General features: G+C 73.6%; 21 protein-coding genes, 1 other RNA gene and 1 pseudogene. 16 read left to right on the top strand and 7 right to left on the bottom strand.

All coding sequences use genetic code 11. The annotated features are described in order from the left end of the window. The first annotated feature begins 66 nt into the window (after positions 1 to 66). Genes AC07A4_RS30595 through AC07A4_RS30585 form a run of 3 tightly spaced genes read left to right on the top strand, consistent with a single transcriptional unit; the run spans position 67 to position 3232 of the window. Positions 67 to 927: a Nif3-like dinuclear metal center hexameric protein gene (locus AC07A4_RS30595; protein ID WP_478604758.1), complete on the top strand. Its 861-nt coding sequence runs from the start codon at positions 67 to 69 to the stop codon at positions 925 to 927. After that, complete coding sequence (locus tag AC07A4_RS30590) at positions 924 to 1667, top strand: zinc ribbon domain-containing protein (RefSeq protein WP_478605043.1); 744 nt, start codon at positions 924 to 926, stop codon at positions 1665 to 1667. The genes AC07A4_RS30595 and AC07A4_RS30590 overlap by 4 nt, the downstream gene beginning before the upstream one ends. Before the next feature lie 11 nt (positions 1668 to 1678). Further along, positions 1679 to 3232, top strand: coding sequence for a bifunctional RNase H/acid phosphatase (locus AC07A4_RS30585; RefSeq protein WP_478604756.1), 1554 nt, complete (start codon positions 1679 to 1681; stop codon positions 3230 to 3232). Positions 3233 to 3253: 21 nt separating this feature from the next. Here AC07A4_RS30585 and eda read toward each other — a convergent pair whose 3' ends face one another. Both eda and yaaA read right to left on the bottom strand, forming a co-directional pair. Next, positions 3254 to 3886 (bottom strand): bifunctional 4-hydroxy-2-oxoglutarate aldolase/2-dehydro-3-deoxy-phosphogluconate aldolase, encoded by a 633-nt coding sequence (gene eda / locus AC07A4_RS30580; protein ID WP_478604753.1) that lies wholly within the window; start codon positions 3884 to 3886, stop codon positions 3254 to 3256. A 75-nt stretch (positions 3887 to 3961) separates the two neighbouring features. Further along, the gene (gene yaaA, locus AC07A4_RS30575) at positions 3962 to 4762 is read right to left on the bottom strand and encodes a peroxide stress protein YaaA (RefSeq protein ID WP_478604751.1); all 801 of its coding nucleotides are present in this window, start codon (positions 4760 to 4762) and stop codon (positions 3962 to 3964) included. A gap of 269 nt (positions 4763 to 5031) precedes the next feature. Here yaaA and AC07A4_RS30570 point away from each other — a divergent pair, with 269 nt between their 5' ends. After that, on the top strand, positions 5032 to 6489 hold the full coding sequence (locus AC07A4_RS30570; protein ID WP_478604750.1) for an RNB domain-containing ribonuclease: 1458 nt from the start codon (positions 5032 to 5034) through the stop codon (positions 6487 to 6489). On the opposite strand, the gene AC07A4_RS30565 is transcribed toward AC07A4_RS30570, so the two are convergent. After that, entirely contained in the window at positions 6476 to 7135 is a 660-nt protein-coding gene (locus tag AC07A4_RS30565) for a hypothetical protein (protein ID WP_478604748.1), read from the bottom strand. The genes AC07A4_RS30570 and AC07A4_RS30565 overlap by 14 nt on opposite strands. Beyond that, positions 7132 to 7917, bottom strand: a complete 786-nt coding sequence (locus tag AC07A4_RS30560) for a MerR family transcriptional regulator (RefSeq protein WP_478604746.1) — start codon at positions 7915 to 7917, stop codon at positions 7132 to 7134. Before AC07A4_RS30560 ends, AC07A4_RS30565 begins: the two co-directional genes overlap by 4 nt. A 317-nt stretch (positions 7918 to 8234) precedes the next feature. Between AC07A4_RS30560 and AC07A4_RS30555 the strand changes: the two genes are divergently transcribed. The 12 genes and pseudogenes from AC07A4_RS30555 (at position 8235) to AC07A4_RS30500 (ending at position 17204) form a co-directional block, all read left to right on the top strand. Continuing rightward, entirely contained in the window at positions 8235 to 9110 is an 876-nt protein-coding gene (locus tag AC07A4_RS30555) for a helix-turn-helix domain-containing protein (RefSeq protein WP_478604744.1), read from the top strand. A 73-nt stretch (positions 9111 to 9183) separates the two neighbouring features. Continuing rightward, a pseudogene (locus tag AC07A4_RS30550) lies at positions 9184 to 9966 on the top strand (DMT family transporter); the annotation flags it as partial. A 118-nt stretch (positions 9967 to 10084) separates the two neighbouring features. Continuing rightward, positions 10085 to 10487, top strand: an RNA gene (gene rnpB / locus AC07A4_RS30545) — RNase P RNA component class A. A gap of 376 nt (positions 10488 to 10863) precedes the next feature. Then, complete coding sequence (locus AC07A4_RS30540) at positions 10864 to 12504, top strand: hypothetical protein (protein ID WP_478604742.1); 1641 nt, start codon at positions 10864 to 10866, stop codon at positions 12502 to 12504. Then, positions 12501 to 12857: a WhiB family transcriptional regulator gene (locus AC07A4_RS30535; protein WP_478604740.1), complete on the top strand. Its 357-nt coding sequence runs from the start codon at positions 12501 to 12503 to the stop codon at positions 12855 to 12857. Before AC07A4_RS30540 ends, AC07A4_RS30535 begins: the two co-directional genes overlap by 4 nt. After that, the gene (locus tag AC07A4_RS30530; protein ID WP_478604738.1) at positions 12854 to 13696 is read left to right on the top strand and encodes a hypothetical protein; all 843 of its coding nucleotides are present in this window, start codon (positions 12854 to 12856) and stop codon (positions 13694 to 13696) included. Before AC07A4_RS30535 ends, AC07A4_RS30530 begins: the two co-directional genes overlap by 4 nt. A gap of 89 nt (positions 13697 to 13785) precedes the next feature. Next, positions 13786 to 15096, top strand: coding sequence for a DUF2637 domain-containing protein (locus tag AC07A4_RS30525; protein ID WP_478604736.1), 1311 nt, complete (start codon positions 13786 to 13788; stop codon positions 15094 to 15096). Then, entirely contained in the window at positions 15093 to 15443 is a 351-nt protein-coding gene (locus tag AC07A4_RS30520; protein ID WP_478604734.1) for a zinc finger domain-containing protein, read from the top strand. Before AC07A4_RS30525 ends, AC07A4_RS30520 begins: the two co-directional genes overlap by 4 nt. Then, a complete protein-coding gene (locus AC07A4_RS30515) occupies positions 15440 to 15805 on the top strand; it encodes a hypothetical protein (protein ID WP_478604732.1) in 366 nt (121 codons plus the stop codon). Before AC07A4_RS30520 ends, AC07A4_RS30515 begins: the two co-directional genes overlap by 4 nt. Next, positions 15798 to 16160 (top strand): hypothetical protein, encoded by a 363-nt coding sequence (locus AC07A4_RS30510; RefSeq protein ID WP_478604730.1) that lies wholly within the window; start codon positions 15798 to 15800, stop codon positions 16158 to 16160. The genes AC07A4_RS30515 and AC07A4_RS30510 overlap by 8 nt, the downstream gene beginning before the upstream one ends. Before the next feature lie 226 nt (positions 16161 to 16386). Beyond that, positions 16387 to 16740, top strand: a complete 354-nt coding sequence (locus tag AC07A4_RS30505; RefSeq protein WP_478604727.1) for a hypothetical protein — start codon at positions 16387 to 16389, stop codon at positions 16738 to 16740. 68 nt (positions 16741 to 16808) lie between these two features. Next, positions 16809 to 17204, top strand: coding sequence for a hypothetical protein (locus tag AC07A4_RS30500; RefSeq protein WP_478604724.1), 396 nt, complete (start codon positions 16809 to 16811; stop codon positions 17202 to 17204). Between the two features lie 74 nt (positions 17205 to 17278). On the opposite strand, the gene AC07A4_RS30495 is transcribed toward AC07A4_RS30500, so the two are convergent. The 3 genes from AC07A4_RS30495 to AC07A4_RS30485 all read right to left on the bottom strand — a co-directional run bounded on the left by AC07A4_RS30495 (position 17279) and on the right by AC07A4_RS30485 (position 19756). Then, positions 17279 to 18172 (bottom strand): NUDIX domain-containing protein, encoded by an 894-nt coding sequence (locus AC07A4_RS30495; RefSeq protein WP_478604722.1) that lies wholly within the window; start codon positions 18170 to 18172, stop codon positions 17279 to 17281. Between the two features lie 113 nt (positions 18173 to 18285). Beyond that, a complete protein-coding gene (locus tag AC07A4_RS30490) occupies positions 18286 to 18786 on the bottom strand; it encodes a hypothetical protein (RefSeq protein WP_478604720.1) in 501 nt (166 codons plus the stop codon). Between the two features lie 4 nt (positions 18787 to 18790). Next, positions 18791 to 19756, bottom strand: a complete 966-nt coding sequence (locus AC07A4_RS30485; RefSeq protein WP_478604717.1) for a thiopeptide-type bacteriocin biosynthesis protein — start codon at positions 19754 to 19756, stop codon at positions 18791 to 18793. Positions 19757 to 19765: the final 9 nt, after the last annotated feature.

Genomic DNA, 19765 nt, shown 5'->3' with positions numbered 1-19765 from the left:
GTAACCGGCCAGTAGCTGTCCGTAGCCCATGGTCAAAGGGGCGGGGCGGGAAGGTAGCCTTTCTCCGTGCCCCGTCTGTCTGAAGTCATCGCCGCCCTCGACGCCCTGTGGCCCGCGGAGCGGGCCGAGCAGTGGGACGCGGTCGGCACGGTCTGCGGCGACCCGGACCTGGAGGTCTCCCGCGTCCTGTTCGCGGTCGACCCCGTCCAGGACGTCGTCGACGAGGCCGTGCGGCTCGGGGCGGGCCTGCTCGTCACTCACCACCCGCTCTATCTGCGCGGGACGACGACCGTCGCGGCCTCGACCTTCAAGGGCCGGGTCGTCCACGACCTGATCAAGCACGACATCGCGCTGCACGTCGCGCACACCAACGCCGACACCGCCGACCCGGGCGTCTCCGACGCCCTCGCGGGCGCCCTCGGCCTGCGCGTCGTGCGCCCCCTCGTACCGGACGCGACGGACGAGCACGGGCGGCGCGGCCTCGGCCGGATCTGCGAGCTCGAACACCCCCTGACCGTCGCCGAGTTCGCCGAGCTCGCCGCGCGGCGGCTGCCCGCCACCGCGCAGGGCATCCGCGTCGCGGGCGACCCGGAGCGGCCGGTCCGCACCGTCGCCGTCAGCGGCGGCTCCGGCGACAGCCTCTTCGACGCCGTGCGCGCCGCGGGCGTCGACGCCTTCCTCACCGCCGACCTGCGCCACCACCCGGTGTCGGAGGCCCGCGCCCAGGCGCCCCTCGCGCTGCTCGACGCCGCGCACTGGGCCACCGAGTGGCCCTGGTGCGAGCTGGCCGCCGCCCAGCTCGACGAGATCTCCGACCGGCACGGATGGGGCCTTCGCGTCCACGTCTCGAAGACGGTCACCGACCCCTGGACCGCCCACGCGGCGTCGTCCCCAGCAACCGCCAACAACCTTGGAGCCCCCAACTGAACGCCGCGCCCGCCGACCAGATCCGCCTTCTCGACGTCCAGGCCCTGGACGTGCGTCTCGCGCAGCTCGCGCACAAGCGCAAGTCGCTGCCCGAGCACGCCGAGATCGACTCCCTGACGAAGGACCTCACGCAGCTGCGCGACCTGCTCGTCGCCGCGCAGACCGAGGACAGCGACTGCGCCCGCGAGCAGACCAAGGCCGAGCAGGACGTGGACCAGGTGCGCCAGCGCGCCGCCCGCGACCAGCAGCGCCTGGACTCCGGCGCCGTCACCTCGCCCAAGGACCTGGAGAACCTCCAGAAGGAGATCACCTCCCTCGCCAAGCGCCAGGGCGACCTGGAGGACGTCGTCCTCGAGGTCATGGAGCGCCGCGAGTCCGCGCAGGAGCGGGTCGCGGAGCTGACCGAGCGGGTCGCCTCCGTCCAGTCCAAGGTCGACGACGCGACGGGCCGCAGGGACGCCGCGCAGGACGAGCTCGACCGCGAGGCCGCCACGGTCACCAAGGACCGCGAGGTCGTCGCGGGCGCCGTCCCCGCCGACCTGCTCAAGCTGTACGACAAGCTGCGCCTGAAGCAGGGCGGCATCGGCGCGGCCAAGCTCAACCAGCGCCGCTGCGAGGGCTGCCGCCTGGAGCTCGACATCACCGAGGTGAACGAGATCAAGGCGGCGTCGCCCGACACGGTCGTCCGCTGCGAGAACTGCAGCCGCATCCTGGTGCGTACCTCCGAGTCCGGCCTGTAAGGGCGGCGGCGGTGCGGGAGTTCATCGTCGAGGCCGACGGCGGCTCCCGGGGCAACCCGGGACCCGCGGGCTACGGCGCGGTCGTCATCGACGCGGCCTCCGGCGAGACGCTGGCGGAGACCGCGGAGTACGTGGGCGTCGCCACGAACAACGTCGCCGAGTACAAGGGCCTGATCGCGGGCCTCAGGGCGGCCCGTGACCTCGACCCCGCGGCGGTCGTCCGCGTCCGCATGGACTCCAAGCTCGTCGTCGAGCAGATGTCGGGCCGCTGGAAGATCAAGCACCCCGACATGAGGCCGCTGGCCGCCGAGGCGGCCAAGGTCCTGCCCCCCGCGCAGATCACCTACGAGTGGATCCCGCGCGAGAAGAACAAGCACGCGGACCGCCTGGCGAACGAGGCGATGGACGCGGGCAAGCGCGGTGAGGCCTGGTCGCCGTCGGAGTCGACGGCGGACCTGCGCTCCCGCGCCGCCGCGGACACCGCACCCGCCGGGCCTCCCGGCGACGCGGCCGCGGGCGCGGCGAAGGCCCGGGCGGCGCTGGCCGGAGGCACGGCCGCGACATCCGGCACGGCCGCGGCGTACGGCGCGGGTGCCGCCCCCTCCGGGCGCGCTGGCACGGCTGCCGCCTCGGCGGCGGGGACGGGCGCCGCCGGGCTTGGTTCCGGTGCGGCCGCCAGGGCTGGTTCCGGTGCGGCCGTCGCCGGTTCGGACGTGGCGGCCGGAGCGGAGGGCGCTGGGTCCCGGGCCGCCGACGGCGAGGCCGGGGGCGGCGTCGACGACGGCGCGGAGGCCGGTGCCGCCATCGGCGTGGGCGCGGGCGGGCCCCGCCCGGCGGAGGCCGACGCGGCCGACGCGCGGGCCGCGCTGTCCGTGGCGGCCGGGGCGGCCGGGGGCGCGGCCCCCGCGGCGCCGCCCGTCGGCTGGGCCGCGCCCGCCGACCTGGGCGCCCCCGCGACCTTCGTGCTCCTGCGCCACGGCGAGACCCCGCTGACCCCCCAGAAGCGGTTCTCCGGCAGCGGCGGCAGCGACCCGTCCCTGTCGGACGCGGGCCGCGAGCAGGCCGTCCGCGTCGCCGCCGCGCTCGCCGCGCGCGGCACCGTGCAGGCCGTGGTCTCCTCGCCGCTGCTGCGCTGCCAGGAGACCGCCCGCACCGTCGCCGCCAGGATCGGCCTCGACGTCCACATCGAAGCGGGCCTGCGCGAGACGGACTTCGGCGCCTGGGAGGGCCTCACCTTCGCCGAGGCCCGCGAGCGCTACCCCGAAGAGCTCACCGCGTGGCTCGCCTCGCCGAACGTCGCCCCGCCCGGCGGGGAGTCCTTCGCGGAGGTGACGGCCCGCGTGTCGGCGGCGCGCGACAAGCTCCTGGCCGCGTACGCGGGCCGTACGGTCCTGCTCGTCACGCACGTCACGCCCATCAAGACCCTCGTACGGCTCGCGCTCGGCGCGCCGCCCGAGGCGCTGTTCCGCATGGAGCTGTCGGCGGCTTCGGTGTCGGCCGTGGCGTACTACGCGGACGGCAACGCCAGCGTGCGGCTCCTGAACGACACCGCGCACCTGCGCTGACCGGGCCCCCGCCCCAGGGCCCTAGCGCAGCGCCGCCGCCTCGCGCGCCAGGGACTCCACCCGCGCCCAGTCCCCGGCCGCGACCGCGTCGGCGGGCAGCATCCAACTGCCGCCCACACAGCCGACGTTCGCGAGGTTCAGGTACGAGGGCGCGGACGCCGCGCTGACGCCGCCCGTCGGGCAGAACCGGGCCTGCGGGAGCGGGCCCGCGAGCGACTTCAGATACGCGGTGCCCCCGGCGGCCTCCGCCGGGAAGAACTTCATCTCGCGTACGCCGCGCTCCAGGAGCGCCACGACCTCCGACGCCGTCGAGACGCCCGGCAGGAACGGCACCCCCGAGCCCTTCATCGCGTCCAGGAGCGAGTCCGTCCAGCCCGGGCTGACCAGGAAGCGGGCGCCCGCGTCCACCGCGTCCTTGACGTGCTCCGCCGAGATGACCGTGCCCGCGCCGACCACGGCGTCCGGGACGTCGGCGGCGATCGCCCGGATCGCGTCGAGCGCGACGGGCGTCCGCAGCGTGACCTCGATCGCGGGCAGGCCCCCCGCTACGAGCGCACGCGCGAGCGGGACGGCCTGCTGGACGGTGTCCACGACCACTACGGGGACGACGGGGGCGAGGTCAAGGACGGAGGCCTTGGCGGCGGGGGTTTCCATACGGGCATCGTGCCCGGCCCGCCGCACCCTCCGCAAAGCCCATTGCACCCTCCGCAACACCGCCGGGGGGTGGGGTCAGTGGATGTCGCGGACCACCACGTCCAGCGCCCACGCGCGGCCCGACTTCGCGGGGGCGTCCGCCTCCACCACGTACCCGAGCCCGCGCAGCGCCTCCACGAGATCGGCGGGCGAGGCGGGCGCGGTCCCCGCCTGCAGGAGCGACCGCACCACGCGCCCCTTGGTGGCCTTGTTGAAGTGGGAGACGACGGAGCGCCGCTCCACGCCGTCGACCGTCCGCGCGTGCAGCACCCGCACCGTCGCCGTCCGCCCCGCGAGCTCGCCCTTGGGCTTCCACGCGGCCGCGTACGCCGCAGACCGCAGGTCCAGTACGAGCCCGTCCCCGGCGGCCTCCGGCAGGACCGACGCCATCGGCGCCCGCCAGTGCGCGGCGAGCGCGCCGACGCCGGGCAGCTTGACGCCCATCGAGCAGCGGTACGACGGAATCCGGTCGGCGACGGAGACCGCGCCCCACAGCCCGGAGAACACCAGCAGCGACCGCGCGGCGCGCCGCTTGGCGGCGGCGTCGAGCGAGGCCAGGTCGAGCGCGTCGTACAGCACGCCCGTGTAGATCTCACCGGCGGGCCGCGCCCCCGCCGTCCGCAGCCCCGCGTTCTTCGCGACCTCGGCGCGCAGGCCCTCGCTGAGCCCGAGGACATCGCGCGCCTTCTCCTCGTCACCGGCGCACAGCTCGACCAGCTCGTCCAGGACGGTGGCGCGCGCCTCGGCGAGCCCCGGCAGGGACAGCGACTCCGCCTTGAGCGGCGCGCCGCGGCCGGAGGGGGCCTTTCCCTCGGACGGGGGGAGCAGGACCAGCACGGGGTCTCCTTCGGAGGGAGGTGGGGTGGGTGTGGCCAGCGTACGGGGTGCTGCGGGGGCCTCTGCGGCGGTGGCTTCGGTGGCCGTCGTTATCGGCGCTCCGCGCCTCGTCCTCAAACGCCGGACGGGCTAAATCACCGCGCTTGCGCGCTTGTCCTCAAGCGCCGGACGGGCTGGATATCGGCGCTTCGCGCCTCGTCCTCAAACGCCGGACGGGCTTCATGCTCTGCGCGGATGCCGTGGGGTGGGGGCGGGCCTACGCTCGGGGCATGCCCCGCCGTCAGGTTCGTGTGACCGGTGCAGCCGAGGCTCCGTTGCGGGCCGCGCTGCGTGATCTGCGCGTCCGGCTCGACGTGCCGGAGGCCTTCCCGGCCGACGCGCTCGCCGAGGCGGAGCGGGCCGTGGCGGCCCCGCACCCGTCGCGCGATGACGCCACGGGCATCCCCTTCTTCACGATCGACCCGCCGACGTCCGTCGACCTGGACCAGGCGATGCACCTGTCGCGGCGCGCGGGCGGCGGCTACCGGGTGCGGTACGCGATCGCGGACGTCGCGGCGTACGTCACCCCGAAGGGCCCGCTCGACGCCGAGGCCCACCGCCGCGTCACCACGCTCTACTTCCCCGACGAGAAGGTGCCGCTGCACCCCACCGCGCTCAGCGAGGGCGCCGCGAGCCTCCTGCCGGACCAGACCTGCCCGGCGCTGCTGTGGACGATCGACCTGGACGCGGACGGCGCCACCGAGTCCGCCGACGTGCGCCGCGCGCTCGTCCGCAGCCGCGCCAAGCTCGACTACGCGGGCGTGCAGCGCGCCATCGACGCGGGCACCGCGGAGGAGCCGCTCGCGCTGCTCGCGGACGTCGGACGGCTGCGCGAGGCGCGCGAGGTCGCGCGCGGCGGCATCTCCCTGAACGTCCCCGAGCAGGAGGTGGTCCAGGACGTTCAGGAAGGCGCCACGGACACCTACCGGCTCGCCTACCGAGTGCCGCTGCCAGCCGACGGCTGGAACGCCCAGATCTCCCTGCTCACGGGCATGGCCGCCGCGACCATCATGATCGAATCCGGTACGGGCGTCCTGCGGACGCTGCCCACGGCCCCGGACGGCGCCGTCGGCCGCCTGCGCCGCACCGCGAAGGCCCTCGGCATCGACTGGCCCCACCACGTCCCGTACGCCGAACTGGTCCGCTCCCTTGACCCGCGCCTGCCGCGCCACGCCGCGTTCCTCCAGGAGTGCACGACGCTGCTGCGCGGCGCCGGGTACACGGCGTTCAGCGGCGGCGAGGTTCCGGAGCTCACCACGCACGCCGCCGTGGCCGCCCCGTACGCGCACTGCACGGCGCCGCTGCGCCGCCTCGTCGACCGGTACGCGGCCGAGCTGTGCGTGGCCGCGTGCGCGGACGCCGGGCCGCCCGAGTGGGTGCTCGCGGCGCTGCCCGCGCTGCCCAAGGAGATGGCGGAGGGCACCCGGCGCGGCAACGCCGTGGAGCGGGCGTGCGTGGACATCGTCGAGGCGGCCCTGCTGAAGGACCGGGTGGGCGAGGTCTTCGACGCGGTGGTCGTGGACGTGAAGGAGGGCGAACCGGCGGTCGGCACCGTCCAGCTTGCGGACCCCGCCGTCGTCGCCCGGGTCGAGGCCGACGCGCGTCCGCTGCCCTTGGGGGAGCGGGTGCGGGTGCGTCTCACCAGGGCGGATCCGGGGGAGGCGAAGGTGGTCTTCACTCCGGCGTGAGCGCCCGCGCGCCCCGCGCCTCGGGCGTCCGCCGGAGGGCGTCGAGCAGCCCCTTCGGATCGTCCGCGTGCAGCCGTACGACGCGAGCGGACGCGCGGCGCCCCAGTGGCCGTACGAACGCGACGGGCCGGACGAGCTCGACGGTGACGGTCGTCTGACTCCCGACGCCGACGTCGAGCACGCCGCCGTCGCCGTCCTCCTCGTGGACCTGGACCGCGCGCCCCTCGGGGAAGCGCCGCTCCACGCGCGCGTGCAGCACGAGCTCCGCCGGAATCCGCAGGTCAAGGAGCTGCCCGTAGCGCACCCTCAACGAGCCGTCCGGGCCCGCCACATGGGGCCGCGTGACGCACGAGGCGTGCAGGGCGAGGATCTGGACCACGGTGTACACGTCCACGAACAGCAGCGCGGCGTGCACGAAGGGCCAGGGCACGACGAGCGCGAGCGCGACGGTCTCGACGACCGCGAGGAAGGCGAAGGCGAACAGGGTCGAGGTCTGCGGCCCGGTGTACGCGGCCGCGTGCGCGCCGACGCCGACGCCGTGACGCCGCCGAGCGACCCACAATACGAGACTCTTCAGCCCTCGCACCTCATGGGCGACGAGCCGCCGCACCACCCGTACCACCACCCGTACCGCGTCGCGCGTCACGGGGACCACCCCGTCCCTTCGCCGAGCCGCTTCAGCATGTGCCGTACGGCCGCCGCCTGGGCGGGCGCGAAATCGTCGAGGAAGGCCTCACCGAAGGCACGCCCTGGTGACGAACCGCCGTCCTCCCCGGCCTCCGCGAGGGCCGCGAGCACGTCCCCCGGCACGAGGGCGGCGAGCTCCCGGCCGAGCGGCTCGACCCGGGGATCGTCCACGGGCGCGTCGGCGAGCTCGTCGAGGCGTACGTACGCCTCCCGCAGCCGGGCGGTGAGTTCGGGGTCGTCGGCGAGCCGCCGCAGCACCCGGTAGACGCGGTCGCGCGACCCCGGCCCGGCGACCGCGTCGAACAGGGCCAGGTGTTCGAGATCCTTGGCGGCGCTGGCCGAAGCGGTCGGCCGCAGCCGCGCGAACAGCTCGGCGAGCCCCGGCGAGACCGGCCCGTCACCGGGCAGCAGCCCCTCCTGGGACATCCGCAGCAGCTCGGCGAGGCGCGCCCGGCGCTCCCCGATGGCGGCCTCCTGCCGCGCCAGGTCGTCGTCGAGCTCGGCGAGCACGTCGGTCAGCTCGCGCCCGGCGTCGTCCGCGAGCACGTCCCGCACCTCGTCGAGCCCGAGCCCGAGCTCGGTGAGCCGCTTGATCCGCGCCAGCGCGATGGCCTCACGAAGGCCGTAGGAACGGTAGCCGTTGGGCAGCCGCACGGGCTCCGGCAGCAGGCCGAGGTGGTGATAGTGCCGAATGGCCCGCGTGGTCAGACCGACGGCGTCGGCAATCTCTCCGATCCGCATGCCACCAGTAGAAACGTTGCCGCTACGACAAGGTCAAGCCGGTTCTAGCCCGTCCGGCGCTTGAGGACAAGCGCGCCAGCGCGAAGATTCAGCCCGTCCGGCGTTTGAGGACAAGCGCGCCAGCGCGAAGATTCAGCCCGTCCGGCGTTTGAGGACGAGGCGCGAAGCGCCAATTGCTGTGAGCGGGGGAACGGGGGCGGCAGCACCCGGATCGGGAAGGGGCGGGCCTGGGGCGCCCCGCGAGGGCCAGACGCACCCGCAGACGGCAAGGCACACTTCAGCCAAGACGCGCGCGACCGCGGAGGGGGCAACGGGGGATGGGCGGCACAGAACAGACACCCAGCGGCGGCGAACGCGGCCCCGCCGAGCGCGCGACCTGGACCCGCGCCCCCCTGGGCGACGAAACCCTGGACCTCCTCACGGCCCGCTTCGACCGACACCGCTACGCCCCCCACGCCCACGAGGAGTTCACCGTCGGCGTCTGCCTCGCGGGCACCGAGATCATCGACTACCGGGGCGGCCGCCTGGACATCGGCCCCGGCGCCGTCGTCGTCCTCGCCCCCGGCGAAACGCACACCGGCCGCCCAGGCCTCGGCGGCGGCTACGCCTACCGGGCGATGTACCCCGCCGCCCACCTGCTGGCCGACGCCACCGGCGGCCCGCCGCACTTCAAGGACGCGGTGGTGGACGACCCGGAACTGGCGGCGGCCCTGCGCGCGGCGCACACCGAACTGAGCGGCGATGCGCCCACCGACCCCCTGGCGCCGCTCGCCGCCGAGTCCCGCCTCAGCTGGCTGTTCGGCACCCTGGCCCGCCGCCACGGCAGCCCGCGCCCGGAGCGCGCCCCGGCCCCCGGCGCGACCACCGCCGCCGCTACCGCCACCGCCCTGGCCGTACGCGACCGCCTGGCCGACGACCTCAGCACCCCGCCCACCCTCGCCCAACTGGCCGCCGACGCGGGCCTGTCCCGCTACCAGCTGCTGCGCGCGTTCCGTACGACGATGGGCATGCCCCCGTACGCCTGGCTGGCCCAGCACCGGGTCGCGCGCGCCCGCGGGCTCCTGGAGTCGGGTCTGCGCCCCGCGGAGGTCGCGTCCCTGGTGGGCTTCGCCGACCAGGCGCACCTGACGCGCTGGTTCCGCCGGGTGCTCGGGGTGACCCCGGCGGCGTACCGCACCAGCGTGTACGCGTGAGCGCCCGGCGTCGTCACGGTCACGCGCAACGACGTTCAAGACACCGTGGCCCGCCGCCACCCACACTGCGGCCATGACGGCACGAGGCTGGTTTCTCTTCTCTCTCATGGGTGTCCTGTGGGGCATCCCGTACTTGATGATCAAAGTGGCGGTCGACAGCGAGCTGACGCCGTCGATGGTCGTGTTCACGCGGTGCGCGCTTGGAGCGCTCCTGCTGCTGCCCTTCGCGATACGGCAAGGCGGACTGCCCGCCGTCCTGCGGACCCACTGGCGCCCCATGCTCGCCTTCGCCTGCATCGAGATCCTCGGCCCCTGGTGGACCCTGACCGACGCCGAACGGCACCTGTCCAGCTCCACGGCGGGCCTGCTGATCGCCGCCGTACCGATCATCGGCGCGGTCCTGGCCCGCTTCTTCGGGGACACCGAGCGCCTCGGCGCCCGCCGCGTCACGGGCCTGAGCCTCGGCTTCGCGGGGGTCGCGGTTCTCACCGTCCCGCATCTGACGGGTGGCGACGCCTGGTCGCTCACCGAGGTCATGATCACCGCCCTCGGCTACGCCACGGCCCCCCTGATCGTGGCCCGCCACCTCAAGCAGGTCCCCACGCTCCAGCTGATCGCACCCTGCCTGGCGCTCGCCGCGGTGGTCTACGCCCCCGCCGCGGCGGTGACCTGGCCGGCCGAGGTCCCGGACACCAAGACGCTGGCGGCCCTGGCGGGCCTCGGCGTGATCTGCACGGCGCTGGCCTTCGTCGTCTTCCTCGAACTCATCCACGAGGCGGGCCCCACCCGGGCCGTCGTCTTCACGTACATCAACCCGGCGGTCGCCGCCGTCGCGGGCGTCGCCTTCCTCTCCGAACACCTCACACCGTCCTTCTGGGCCGCCTTCACCCTGATCCTCGCGGGCTCCTTCCTGGCCACGGCGGCCTCGACGCCGCGGGGCCGGTCACGGCGGGTACCATGGTCGACACGGCAGACGAGCCGGGCGGACGGCCGCGTGGAGGTTCTTGTGGACCTCCCCGAGGAACGTCCGGGCTCCACAGGGCAAGGTGGTGGCTAACGGCCACCCGGGGTGACCCGCGGGACAGTGCCACAGAAAGCAAACCGCCCGGTGCTTCGGCACCGGGTAAGGGTGAAACGGTGGTGTAAGAGACCACCAGCGCCTGAGGTGACTCAGGCGGCTAGGTAAACCCCACCTGGAGCAAGGTCAAGAGGAGCGCGGTCACACGCGCTCTGCGCGGACGTTCGAGGGCTGCCCGCCCGAGTCCGCGGGTAGACCGCACGAGGCCAGCGGCAACGCTGGCCCTAGATGGATGGCCGTCACCCCGACGACCGCGAGGTCCCGGGGTACAGAACCCGGCGTACAGCCCGGCTCGTCTGCCGCACCCGCTCTGAGCAGGGAAAACTCCCTGATCCGGGCGGGTTTTTTCATGCCCGGAAGCGCCCGGTATTCCCGGGATTTCCCGGGGCTTCCCGCACGGATGTGTATGGCGATGTGTACGGGACAGCCCGTACACGCGCACGCCCCGGGGCGGACGCCGGGGCTGCCCAAAGCCACCCGGACGAGGGAATCCGTCACGCGGCGTATTGCCCGCTGCGCCCGCCCGCCGTGATCGGCCCCGGCGGGTCCACTGGCGTGTCCCCAGACATGCGACGGGCCCCTCAGGACGCCGGGCATATGGCGTCCTCAGGGGCCCAGTGACCCGCCGTCAGGTGCAATCGGTGTCCATCCCCAACGATTTCTCAGGTCCTTGGGATGAGCACCGCCACGTTCACCAACTTGGCGGTTCAAGCGGTGCAGAGCCTGGCACAGCCCTCTAGGCCGATCTACAAGCAGCCTCACGGCGGCGATGACTTCCGGCCGATCTTCATTCCGCATCAGACGACGTCTTCGCAGAGCAGCCCGAATGATCACGGACCCACCGATACGGCGGCCGCCGGGACCCGCCTGGCCGACCAGCGCGAGGACTTCCGGGCCCGGCACCTGGCCAAGCGTGGCCGGGTCCTCCTGCGGCCCAAGATCGCCGAGGGGGAGGGCCGCTTCCGCCTCGCGGCCGACACCGGCGAGCACCGCGCCGCCGTCGAGCTGGTCTACGCCTCGGCGCGGGCCGATGGCCTCAGCACCCGCCGCGCGATCTTCATGGCGCTCTACGGCCTGGCCCACATCGACGCGTGCGTACTGCGGGCCACGCACGCGCAGATCGCTGAGCGGGCGACGATGACCGCCGGGCGGACGATCTCGGCGGCCTCCGTCGAAAAGTACCTGCGCGACTTCCGGCGCCAGAGCCTGCTCGTGACCCTGGAGATCGGCCTGTCCCGTGAGGCCCACGCCAGGATCGGCGGCGAGGGCGTCCGCGTGCCGCTGTACGCGCTCGTTGTCCCCGTCGCCCTCGACGATGAGCTGCCTGACCGGACGCCGTTGGCCAAGGGCCGGGATGCCGCCGCGCGAGCCGCCGCCCGATCCCGCCGCGTCCACGCTGCACTCGGTCTCAAGGGTGTGGACGAACTTTCCGGCCTCGCGCGACCTGCAATTTTGCCCGATCCGCGCTCCAATGACGTTGTCGAGGACCCGGCGCTGGGGGACCGCTCCCAGCGAGGGCCTGTGGACGAAGGTTCCGACCCAAACCCCTCCCGTAGGGAGAGGTTTGTATTCCCACGTCCACGGCGTGCGCAGTCGTCTGACCGGCCTGCCGGTCGGGCGCCGCTGGCGCGGCGTGGGGAGACCAGCTCGACCACGAAGACGGGCAGCAGCCCGGCCGCGCAGCTCGCGCTCGCCGTCGCCGATCACATGGTGCTCGGCCGGATGAGCCGCGAGCGCCTCACGCGCCTCGTGCGCCGCTTCGCCGGGGCCGGATGGTCGGCCGCTGATGTCGAGCACGCTCTGCAGCACCGGCCCGACGGGACCCAGCACATCCAGACCCAGCGGGTCCGGCACCCGTGGAGCTGGGCGGCATGGCGGCTGGGCCACTGGACCGACGAGGCCGGATGCCCCCTGCCGTCCCGCTACCAGCGGCGTACCGCCGCAAGACCGCCCCGGGGTTGGGAGGTCGATGACCGCGAGGCGTGGGAGACCGAGCAGCAGCTCGGCCTCGCCAGCACGCCGGGCACCCCCACCGCCGCGTTTCGGGCTGCCCGCGAGGAGACGCGCCGTCAGTGTCAGCCCGCTCCCCGGCGCCTGTCCGACCGTCAGGCCCGGTGGGCCGCCGGTGCCGCCTGCAGGGCCGCGCACGACCGTCGCGATGTCCCCGGTGGCGTCGATGTCGACACCACCGAGCCGAGGCCCGCAGCGGCGGCCCACGGCCATCAGCCGTGGGCCACGGGCCCCGCCACCGACGCGGAGCTTCTGATCGGCCTGACCACCACGTCGTGGGCGGACTCCACTGGCGGTGTCGCATGACTCGGCAGCAGCGCCCGGCCCAGGTGAGCCAGAGCGCCCGCGCCGCCGAGGTGCTCACCATCAACTCGATCGCGCCAGTTGGCGAGATCCACGACGCCGACCAGTGCAGCCCGCCGGGCATGGCCTGGCGTCACCAAGGCGCCTGCAACGACCCATCCGTGGACCCCGAGATCTTTTTCCCGGACACCGACCCGATCGCACTGGCCGAGGCCCAGGAGGTCTGCGCCCGCTGCCCGGTCAGCGACCAGTGCCTGCGGTACGGGATGGACACCCGCCAGCCCTACGGCGTGTGGGGCGGCCTGCTGACGACGTCCGTGGCCTGGGCCCGCGCCGGAGGAAGACGACGCCGATGAACCACTCCCACACCAACACCACAGCAACGGTCCCCCAGGGCTACAGCCACGCCCCCGCCGACCATCGACCAGGAGACAACGCCGTGCCGCCGTCGCCGATCCCCGACCGCGACGAAGTCGCCGCCCGCGCCCGCCAGCTCTACGAGGCCGGAGCGTCCATCGCCGACGTCGGCAATGCGATCGGCTACGCGAAGACCACGACCCGCACGCTCCTCATCGAAGCCGGAACCGCCCTGCGCACCAACGCGCACAGCGCGCACACCTGGCGCAGCCGCCGCCACGACGAACAAGCCGAAGCACGCGACGCCGCCCGCGCCCGCCGCCTGTACGAAGACGGCGCCTCTATCGCCCGAGTCGCCGCCGAACTCGGATGCTCCGCGACGAAGGCCCACAAGCTCCTCGTGGCCGCCCGCACCCCCCTGCGAACCCACCAGGAAGCCCACGACGGACGCGTGGCCAAGTACCGCGCGGCCCTAGCCGACGATGCCGCCCGCGCCCGCCGCCTGTACGAAGACGGCGCCTCTATCGCCCGAGTCGCCGCCGAACTCGGCTGCGGCGCGACGAAGGCCCACAGCCTCCTCATAGCCGCCCACACCGTCATGCGGACCCCCGAACAGGTCCAAGCCGTGCGAGCACAACAACGCCGCAGAGCCCAAGCCGACGACGCCGCCCGCGCCCGCCGCCTGTACGAGGACGACCGGTACACGATCACCGAGGTCGCCGACGAACTCGGATGCGGCACCGGCCACGCACGGACCCTGCTCCTCCAAGCAGGAACACAGATCCGGCCGCCCGGCCACCAACAACCGCACCCCACGACCCCCAACCGCGGCAGGTGAGGTCCAGCACCTCGCCGGCCGCGGTGCTCCATATCACCTCGGCACCGCATCCGTACGACCCCGCCAGCGATTCCCGGGAGCACCACCCCATGCACAACACCCCACCCGCTACACCCGACGCGCCGCCCACGCGGGCGGCCGTGGTCTTCCTGCGCGTCCTGGCGGCCGCCACGGTCACGGGGGCCGTCGTGGTCGGTGCGGTCGGCTTCGCCGGGTCCTACACGGCCGTACGCGAGCTCGCGGAGTCCAAGGGCTTCGGGGCGTTCGCCGCGTGGCTGCCCATCGGCGTGGACCTCGGCATCACGGTCCTGATCGCCCTGGACTTGCTCCTGGTGTGGCTGCGCATCGGCTTCCCCCTGCTGCGGCAGATGGCGTGGGCGCTGACGGCGGCCACCGTGTGGTTCAACGCGGCGGCCGGTGTGCCCGAGCCGAGCCCGGCGAACCCGGCGCCGAGCGTGTGGGACGACCCCGTGGCCGTGGCCATGCACGCCGTCCTGCCCTGCCTGTTCGTGATCGTCGTCGAGGCCGCCCGCCACGCCGTGGCCCGCCTCGCTCAGCTCACCACCGGCCGCGCGATGGAACGCGTCCGCCCCATCCGCTGGCTCCTCGACCCCGCCCGCACATTTCGGTTGTGGCGGCGGATGCGCCTGTGGGAGGGCACCAACTACCGCCAGGCCCTCTCCGACGAGCAGGACCGTCTCGTCTACGTCACACGCCTCAAGGCCCGCCACGGCAGCGTGCGCCGGGCACCGGTCGAGGCCCGCCTCCCGCTGGCCCTCGCGCGCTACGGCGTCGCCCTGCCCGCCCGCTCACCGTCCACCGTCCCGGCCGCCGCCCTGGCGCCGACCACCCTCCCGTCGCGGAGCGGCACGGGAGCGGGCGACGTCATCGAACGCGCCAGCGTCCCGGCCCGCCCCGACGTCTTCCCACTCGTCGAGGAACCAGCGGTGCCGAGCCTCGCCGCCGCGACCCGCAGGACCTCGAAGGCGCCCGCGCCCGCGTACGCGTCCGCGAGCCCGGCGCCGACGCGCGTCACCGCCCGCCTACCCGCCCCCGCCCCAGCTCGGCCCGGCCGGTCACCGGACGGGGTGGGCGCACCGGCCGGACAAGCCGACAAAACGCTAGGTGGCCATGCCGAGAAACCACAGGTCACGCCGGGTGCCCACCCGCCTGCCCACCCCCCGTACGACGCCCTCGCCGAACGCAACGCGCGCACCGCCGACGAGGCCCGTCAACGGCGCCGCGAGCACGCCGACCGCTGGCATGCCCTGCGTACCCAGGACCCGGACATCAGCCAGGCCGAAGCCGCCCGCCGACTCGGCATCTCCCGCCGAACCCTGGCCCGCGCGATCACCGAGAACCCCACCCCGACCCCTCGCGAGGAGGACCCCACCCCGTGACCACCGGACCAAGCTGGGAGCAGATACGCCGGGCGGCAGCGCGCGCCCAGCGCCGCCGCTCCGCCACCGAGACCTTCGCCGACGACGTGGCGTGCCCACGCTGCCAGGCCCCCGCCGGGACCGGCTGTCATCTGCCCGGACAACCACGTCTGGCCACCGACAGCCCTCACCGCGAACGCATCGACGCCGCAGCCGAAGCCCGCTGGGACACCGCCCGCACCCACGCCTGCCCCACGTGCCGAGCACCCGCCCAGACGCGGTGCACCGGACGCGCCGACCCCCACCCCCTGCGCTGGGCCCGCGCCAGACCAGCCACCGCCGTCGGCGAGGAGGACACCACGCCATGACCACCACACCCCCAGCCCCCGCCGAGCCACGGCCCGCCCTCCACAACCACGAACGACACGCGCTCACAGACGGCTTCGTCCACGACACGACCAAGGCCCTTGGCGACCTGGTCCGCGAACACCTGAACGTCGCCCTCGACGAGCCGTACGCGCTCCGGCAGATCGCCGACATCCTGCGCGGCGCCGAAGCCCTCGCACACGGCCACCACCGCCTCCTCCTCGGCTACGCCAAAGCGAACCTCGAGGCCGCCTGGTGGATCGACCCCGGCACCGACGAAGGGAAGCTCCGCCTGGCCACCGCCCTGGACTACATGCAGCGCGCCCACGCCCACCAACAGGAACAGGACAACGATCTTGACTGAACCCATCTACGCCCTGCTGCACGAGAGCGGCCAACTGGAATGGCTCCAGGGAGAACCCGGTTTCGCCGACACCACCATCGACCCCGAGTTCGGCGCGATCTCCGGGTTCTCGATCCAGTACCCGACCCTGGACGCTCCCGGCCTGCGCGGGTACGGCGCCGACGTCGCCCTGGTCATACCTGACAAGTACCCGCTAAACCCGGTCGCCCGGCAGGTCATCGCCAGCCTCGGCGGCCCGGTACAGCCATGGCGCGGAAAAGTCGCGATCTACAGCTTCGACGGCGAAGGCGCCGTCCCCATGACCAGCGAGCAGCGCGAGCGGCTGTGTGCCCTGGTCGAGGAAGCCACCGGCTAGCCGCACCGCGGAAGGTGACGCGGAGCACCGCGGCCGGCCAGGTGCTCCGCGTCACCTCACCCACCGGGCCGCCCTTCCGATGACCGGTAACACCGCAGGTCACACCCCAGATGCGTGCCCGCCCGGCCGCTCTTGGCCGCCGAGTGCCGACGCGGGCCGTCGCCGCCTACGTTGAGGAACGCGCCGACCGCGCCCCGCCCCTCAACCGCACCGAAGGACACCCGCCATGACCGTGCACGTCCGCTTCCGCCCCCGCTACGACGCCCAGTTCGGCCCGGTAGAGGCGTGGCCGACGATGCGCCTGGCCGCCCAGCAGCTCCAGTTCCGCACCGGCGCCCGGCAGGGAACCTCCCGCACGCGCGTCGCCGACGCCGACGGCCTCGCCGTCTACGAATGGCGGGCCTTCCCCGAGGCTGACCTGACCGGCGCCATGATCGTCTGGGCCAAGGACAGTGATCCCGCTGGCGATCCCGACCAGTACTGGTACCTGTCGGCCGGGGGCGCGGTCCTCGCGCACATCGCAGCAACCGGCCGCACCATCCCCCGCGACCCCGCGTTCAAGACCAAGAACGCCGCCTAAGCACACCGTGGGCGGCTGAATGGGTGACGGTCGGGAGTCCCCGGCCCACCTCGCCGGTTGGACCCGCCATGAAGCCGAACAGCCACGTCACCCCCGCCGAGGCCGAAGCCCTCGCGGACCACCACCTCACCCGCTACCCCGAACTCACCACCGCCCAGGCCGAGCAGATGCGGGCCGCCGTCGTCGAGGCCATCACCGGCGCACCCCACCGCGAATGGGCCGCCCGCCTGGCCGCGCGCCTCGACGCCGACCAGAACGAGTCCTACGTCCGGGCCATCAAGACTTCCACCGCGCTCAGGCTGCTCGGCGAAGCCGTTGACCGCTATTTCGGCCTGGGCCCCGTGGGCATGGGCGAATACCTCCACGCCCGCCTCGCCCCCGGCCAGGCCGACCGATACAGCAGCATGATCTGCGCCGAAATGGCCGTCACCGCCACCCCCGACGCCGCCGCTCGTGCCGACTAACCGGCCGTCCCCTCCGTGGGGCCCGGGGGGCATGTCGCTGCGCTCAGGGGTGACGTTGAGGTTCAGGGCGGTTCCTACGGGGTCAGGATCTCGGTGCCTTCGAGGTAGGCCGTCTCCCCACGGTTCGCGGCGGCGAGCGCGGCAGCCAGCAGCGGTGTGTTCGTGTGGTCGGTGAGTTCGGCGGCCTTGCCCGGCTCCAGCCAGTCGAAGGCCAGCAACTCCCCCTCGGGAATGTGGATGCGGCCGTGGTCGGCGGGGTCGATGGTGGCGGCGAACACGAGCAGGTGACAGTCGTCGGGGATCTTGCGCGTGCTGTACGTGCCGCCGTGCAGGTGTTGGAAGGCCAACAGGCGGCCGACGGTGACCGGCACGCCGATCTCTTCCGCCCCTTCGCGGATGGCGCACTGACGCGCCGTCTCACCGGGCTCGGTCTTCCCTCCGGGCATGACCCAGTACCCGGACTTGGCGTGGTGGACGAGCAGCACCCGGCCTTCGTGCTGGATGAGAACTCCGGCTGCCACGTTCACCAGCGCCCTCGCCGGTCGTGAGCGATGCTGGTCCTGGTGCCGCAGGATGGCATCGGCCGCCCACGGGGCGATGGAGAGGCGGTCGATCATCGACTCCGGGAACCAGCGGAACATGATGCCCTCGCTGACTGGCAGGGCGTCGGCGTCGCCGTTCCAGCGGCCGGTGAAGACCGTGATCCGCCCGGTGCGCAAGTCCGGCTCGAAGCAACGGACGACGCCGAGCCGGGTCAAGGGGATCTCGAGGCCGGTCTCCTCCTTCAGTTCGCGGGCCACGGCCTGTTCTGGGGTCTCGTCGCCTTCGCGGTTGCCGCCGATCATCGACCATGTTCCGGGGTGGCAGATGCCGGGGATGTTGTCGCGCAGGTTCAGCAGGTACTCGCCCTGATCGTTGAAGATCAGGGCCGCCGTGCCTTTCGGTCCGTCGTTCGGTAGCTCGTCCATAGGTCCTAGCTTCACCAACTCACGGTTGCGGACAGGGTGGTTCGGGCGGCGGCCACCCGAAGGTGACGGGGAGCACGCGGGCCGGCGAGGTGCTGTAGAGCACCTGCCGCGGTTTACTGCCTGGCCTCGCGGAGCCAGCGGTTGAACGCTTCGCGGTAGCGCCGCCCGGTCTCTGGTGTCGGCACGGCGGGGAGAGCGGGTTCGGGGCCGTAGCCGGGCCGCCACAGGGGCCCGGCAGGCGGGTAGGCGGGTTCGGTGTCGCCGAAGCCGTCCCAGGTCGCCACGGTGAGCCCTGCGGCCTTCAGGCCGGGGTCGTGGGTGGCGTCGACCAGCGACCAGCGGTCGCCGAGGAGGACTTCGGTGGCCGTGTGGATATCGAACCGGGTCGGCAGCAGCTCGACTTCCTCCGGCCACTCGGGCAGCTCGTACAGCCACCGCACCGGCCGGGCCCGGTACCCCAGCGCGGTCAGCTCCGACCGCAGGCGGGCGCCCTTGGCCAGGCAGTCACCCCGGCCCACGGTCATCAGGTCCCACGCGGTGTGGGCGCCGTCGGTGGCGTACGGCACGGCCCGTACGGTCTCGAAGACCTCCATCCGCAGCTCCCACCGGTCCATGCGCCTATCCCTGGCCGGTGCGGGCGGGCAGGTTCAGGACGGTGTCGCATGCGGCTCTGGCAAGGATCGCTTGCGTGCGGGCCGGGAGGCCGAAGCGGTTCCAGTGGAAGATCACATGGTGCGCGAGGACGTCGCGGATGCCGCGTTCCAGGGTGCCGCTGCGGGCGGCGTCGCCCAGCTCGCGGCCCGCCTGGTCGCAGGCGGCTGCCCAGGGGGCGGCGAAGGTCAGCGGGCCTCCGTTGGTCAGGAGAGAACCGGTCGGGGCGGCGTCCACGGTCATCAGCCGCCGCAGTCCCTCGCTCATGTCCACGAGCCGGTCGGGGGCCACTTCCGGCGGCAGCGGGCGCATCCGTGCGACCTGGTTCCAGATGTCGCCCTGCTCGAACCACTCCTGCCCGGCGGCGCGGAACAGGATGGTGCACAGCAGCACCGACAGCTCCCGACGCCCCACGTTGGGGGGAGCCGTGTGGGCGTAGTCGAGGACGTGGCGGCTGTCGGCGTGGAAGAGGCGGTGCGCGCACTCCATGGCGGCCGGGCCGCCGAACGCGAGGGCTTCGGGTTCGTAGACGGTCGGCCACCACCGGCCGATCGCTTGCTGTGCCACGAGGTTGTCGAGGGCGTCGCCGACGGCCTGGCGGACGTGGCCGGTGTCAGCGGCGGGCATGAAGCGCAGCCGCCAGCAGGGCGCTTTTCGGATGAACCACCACGCCCCGATGACCCCGGCCCTCTCCAGCTCCCGCAGGACAGGGCGGAGCGCCTGGGCTGCGGCGTGCTCGGCTGCGTGCCAGTCGGTGAACTGGACGTGGACTTGGTGCCAGTCCTGGCGGGCGGCCTGGGTAGCGAGGGCGGAACGTCCGGCGGTGCGGTAGACCTCGACGGCTTCGGCGAGTTCGGCCGGTTCGGCACCGACATGACCGGCGGCCTCGGGCACGGGCCGACCGGCCAGCACCTCGAGAACGGCTTGCTCCATCTGAACGGG

Source organism: Streptomyces sp. NPDC043996 (assembly GCF_056435225.1).
Note: the sequence above shows the minus strand (reverse complement) of the source record. Positions and strands in the feature narration are given on the sequence as shown.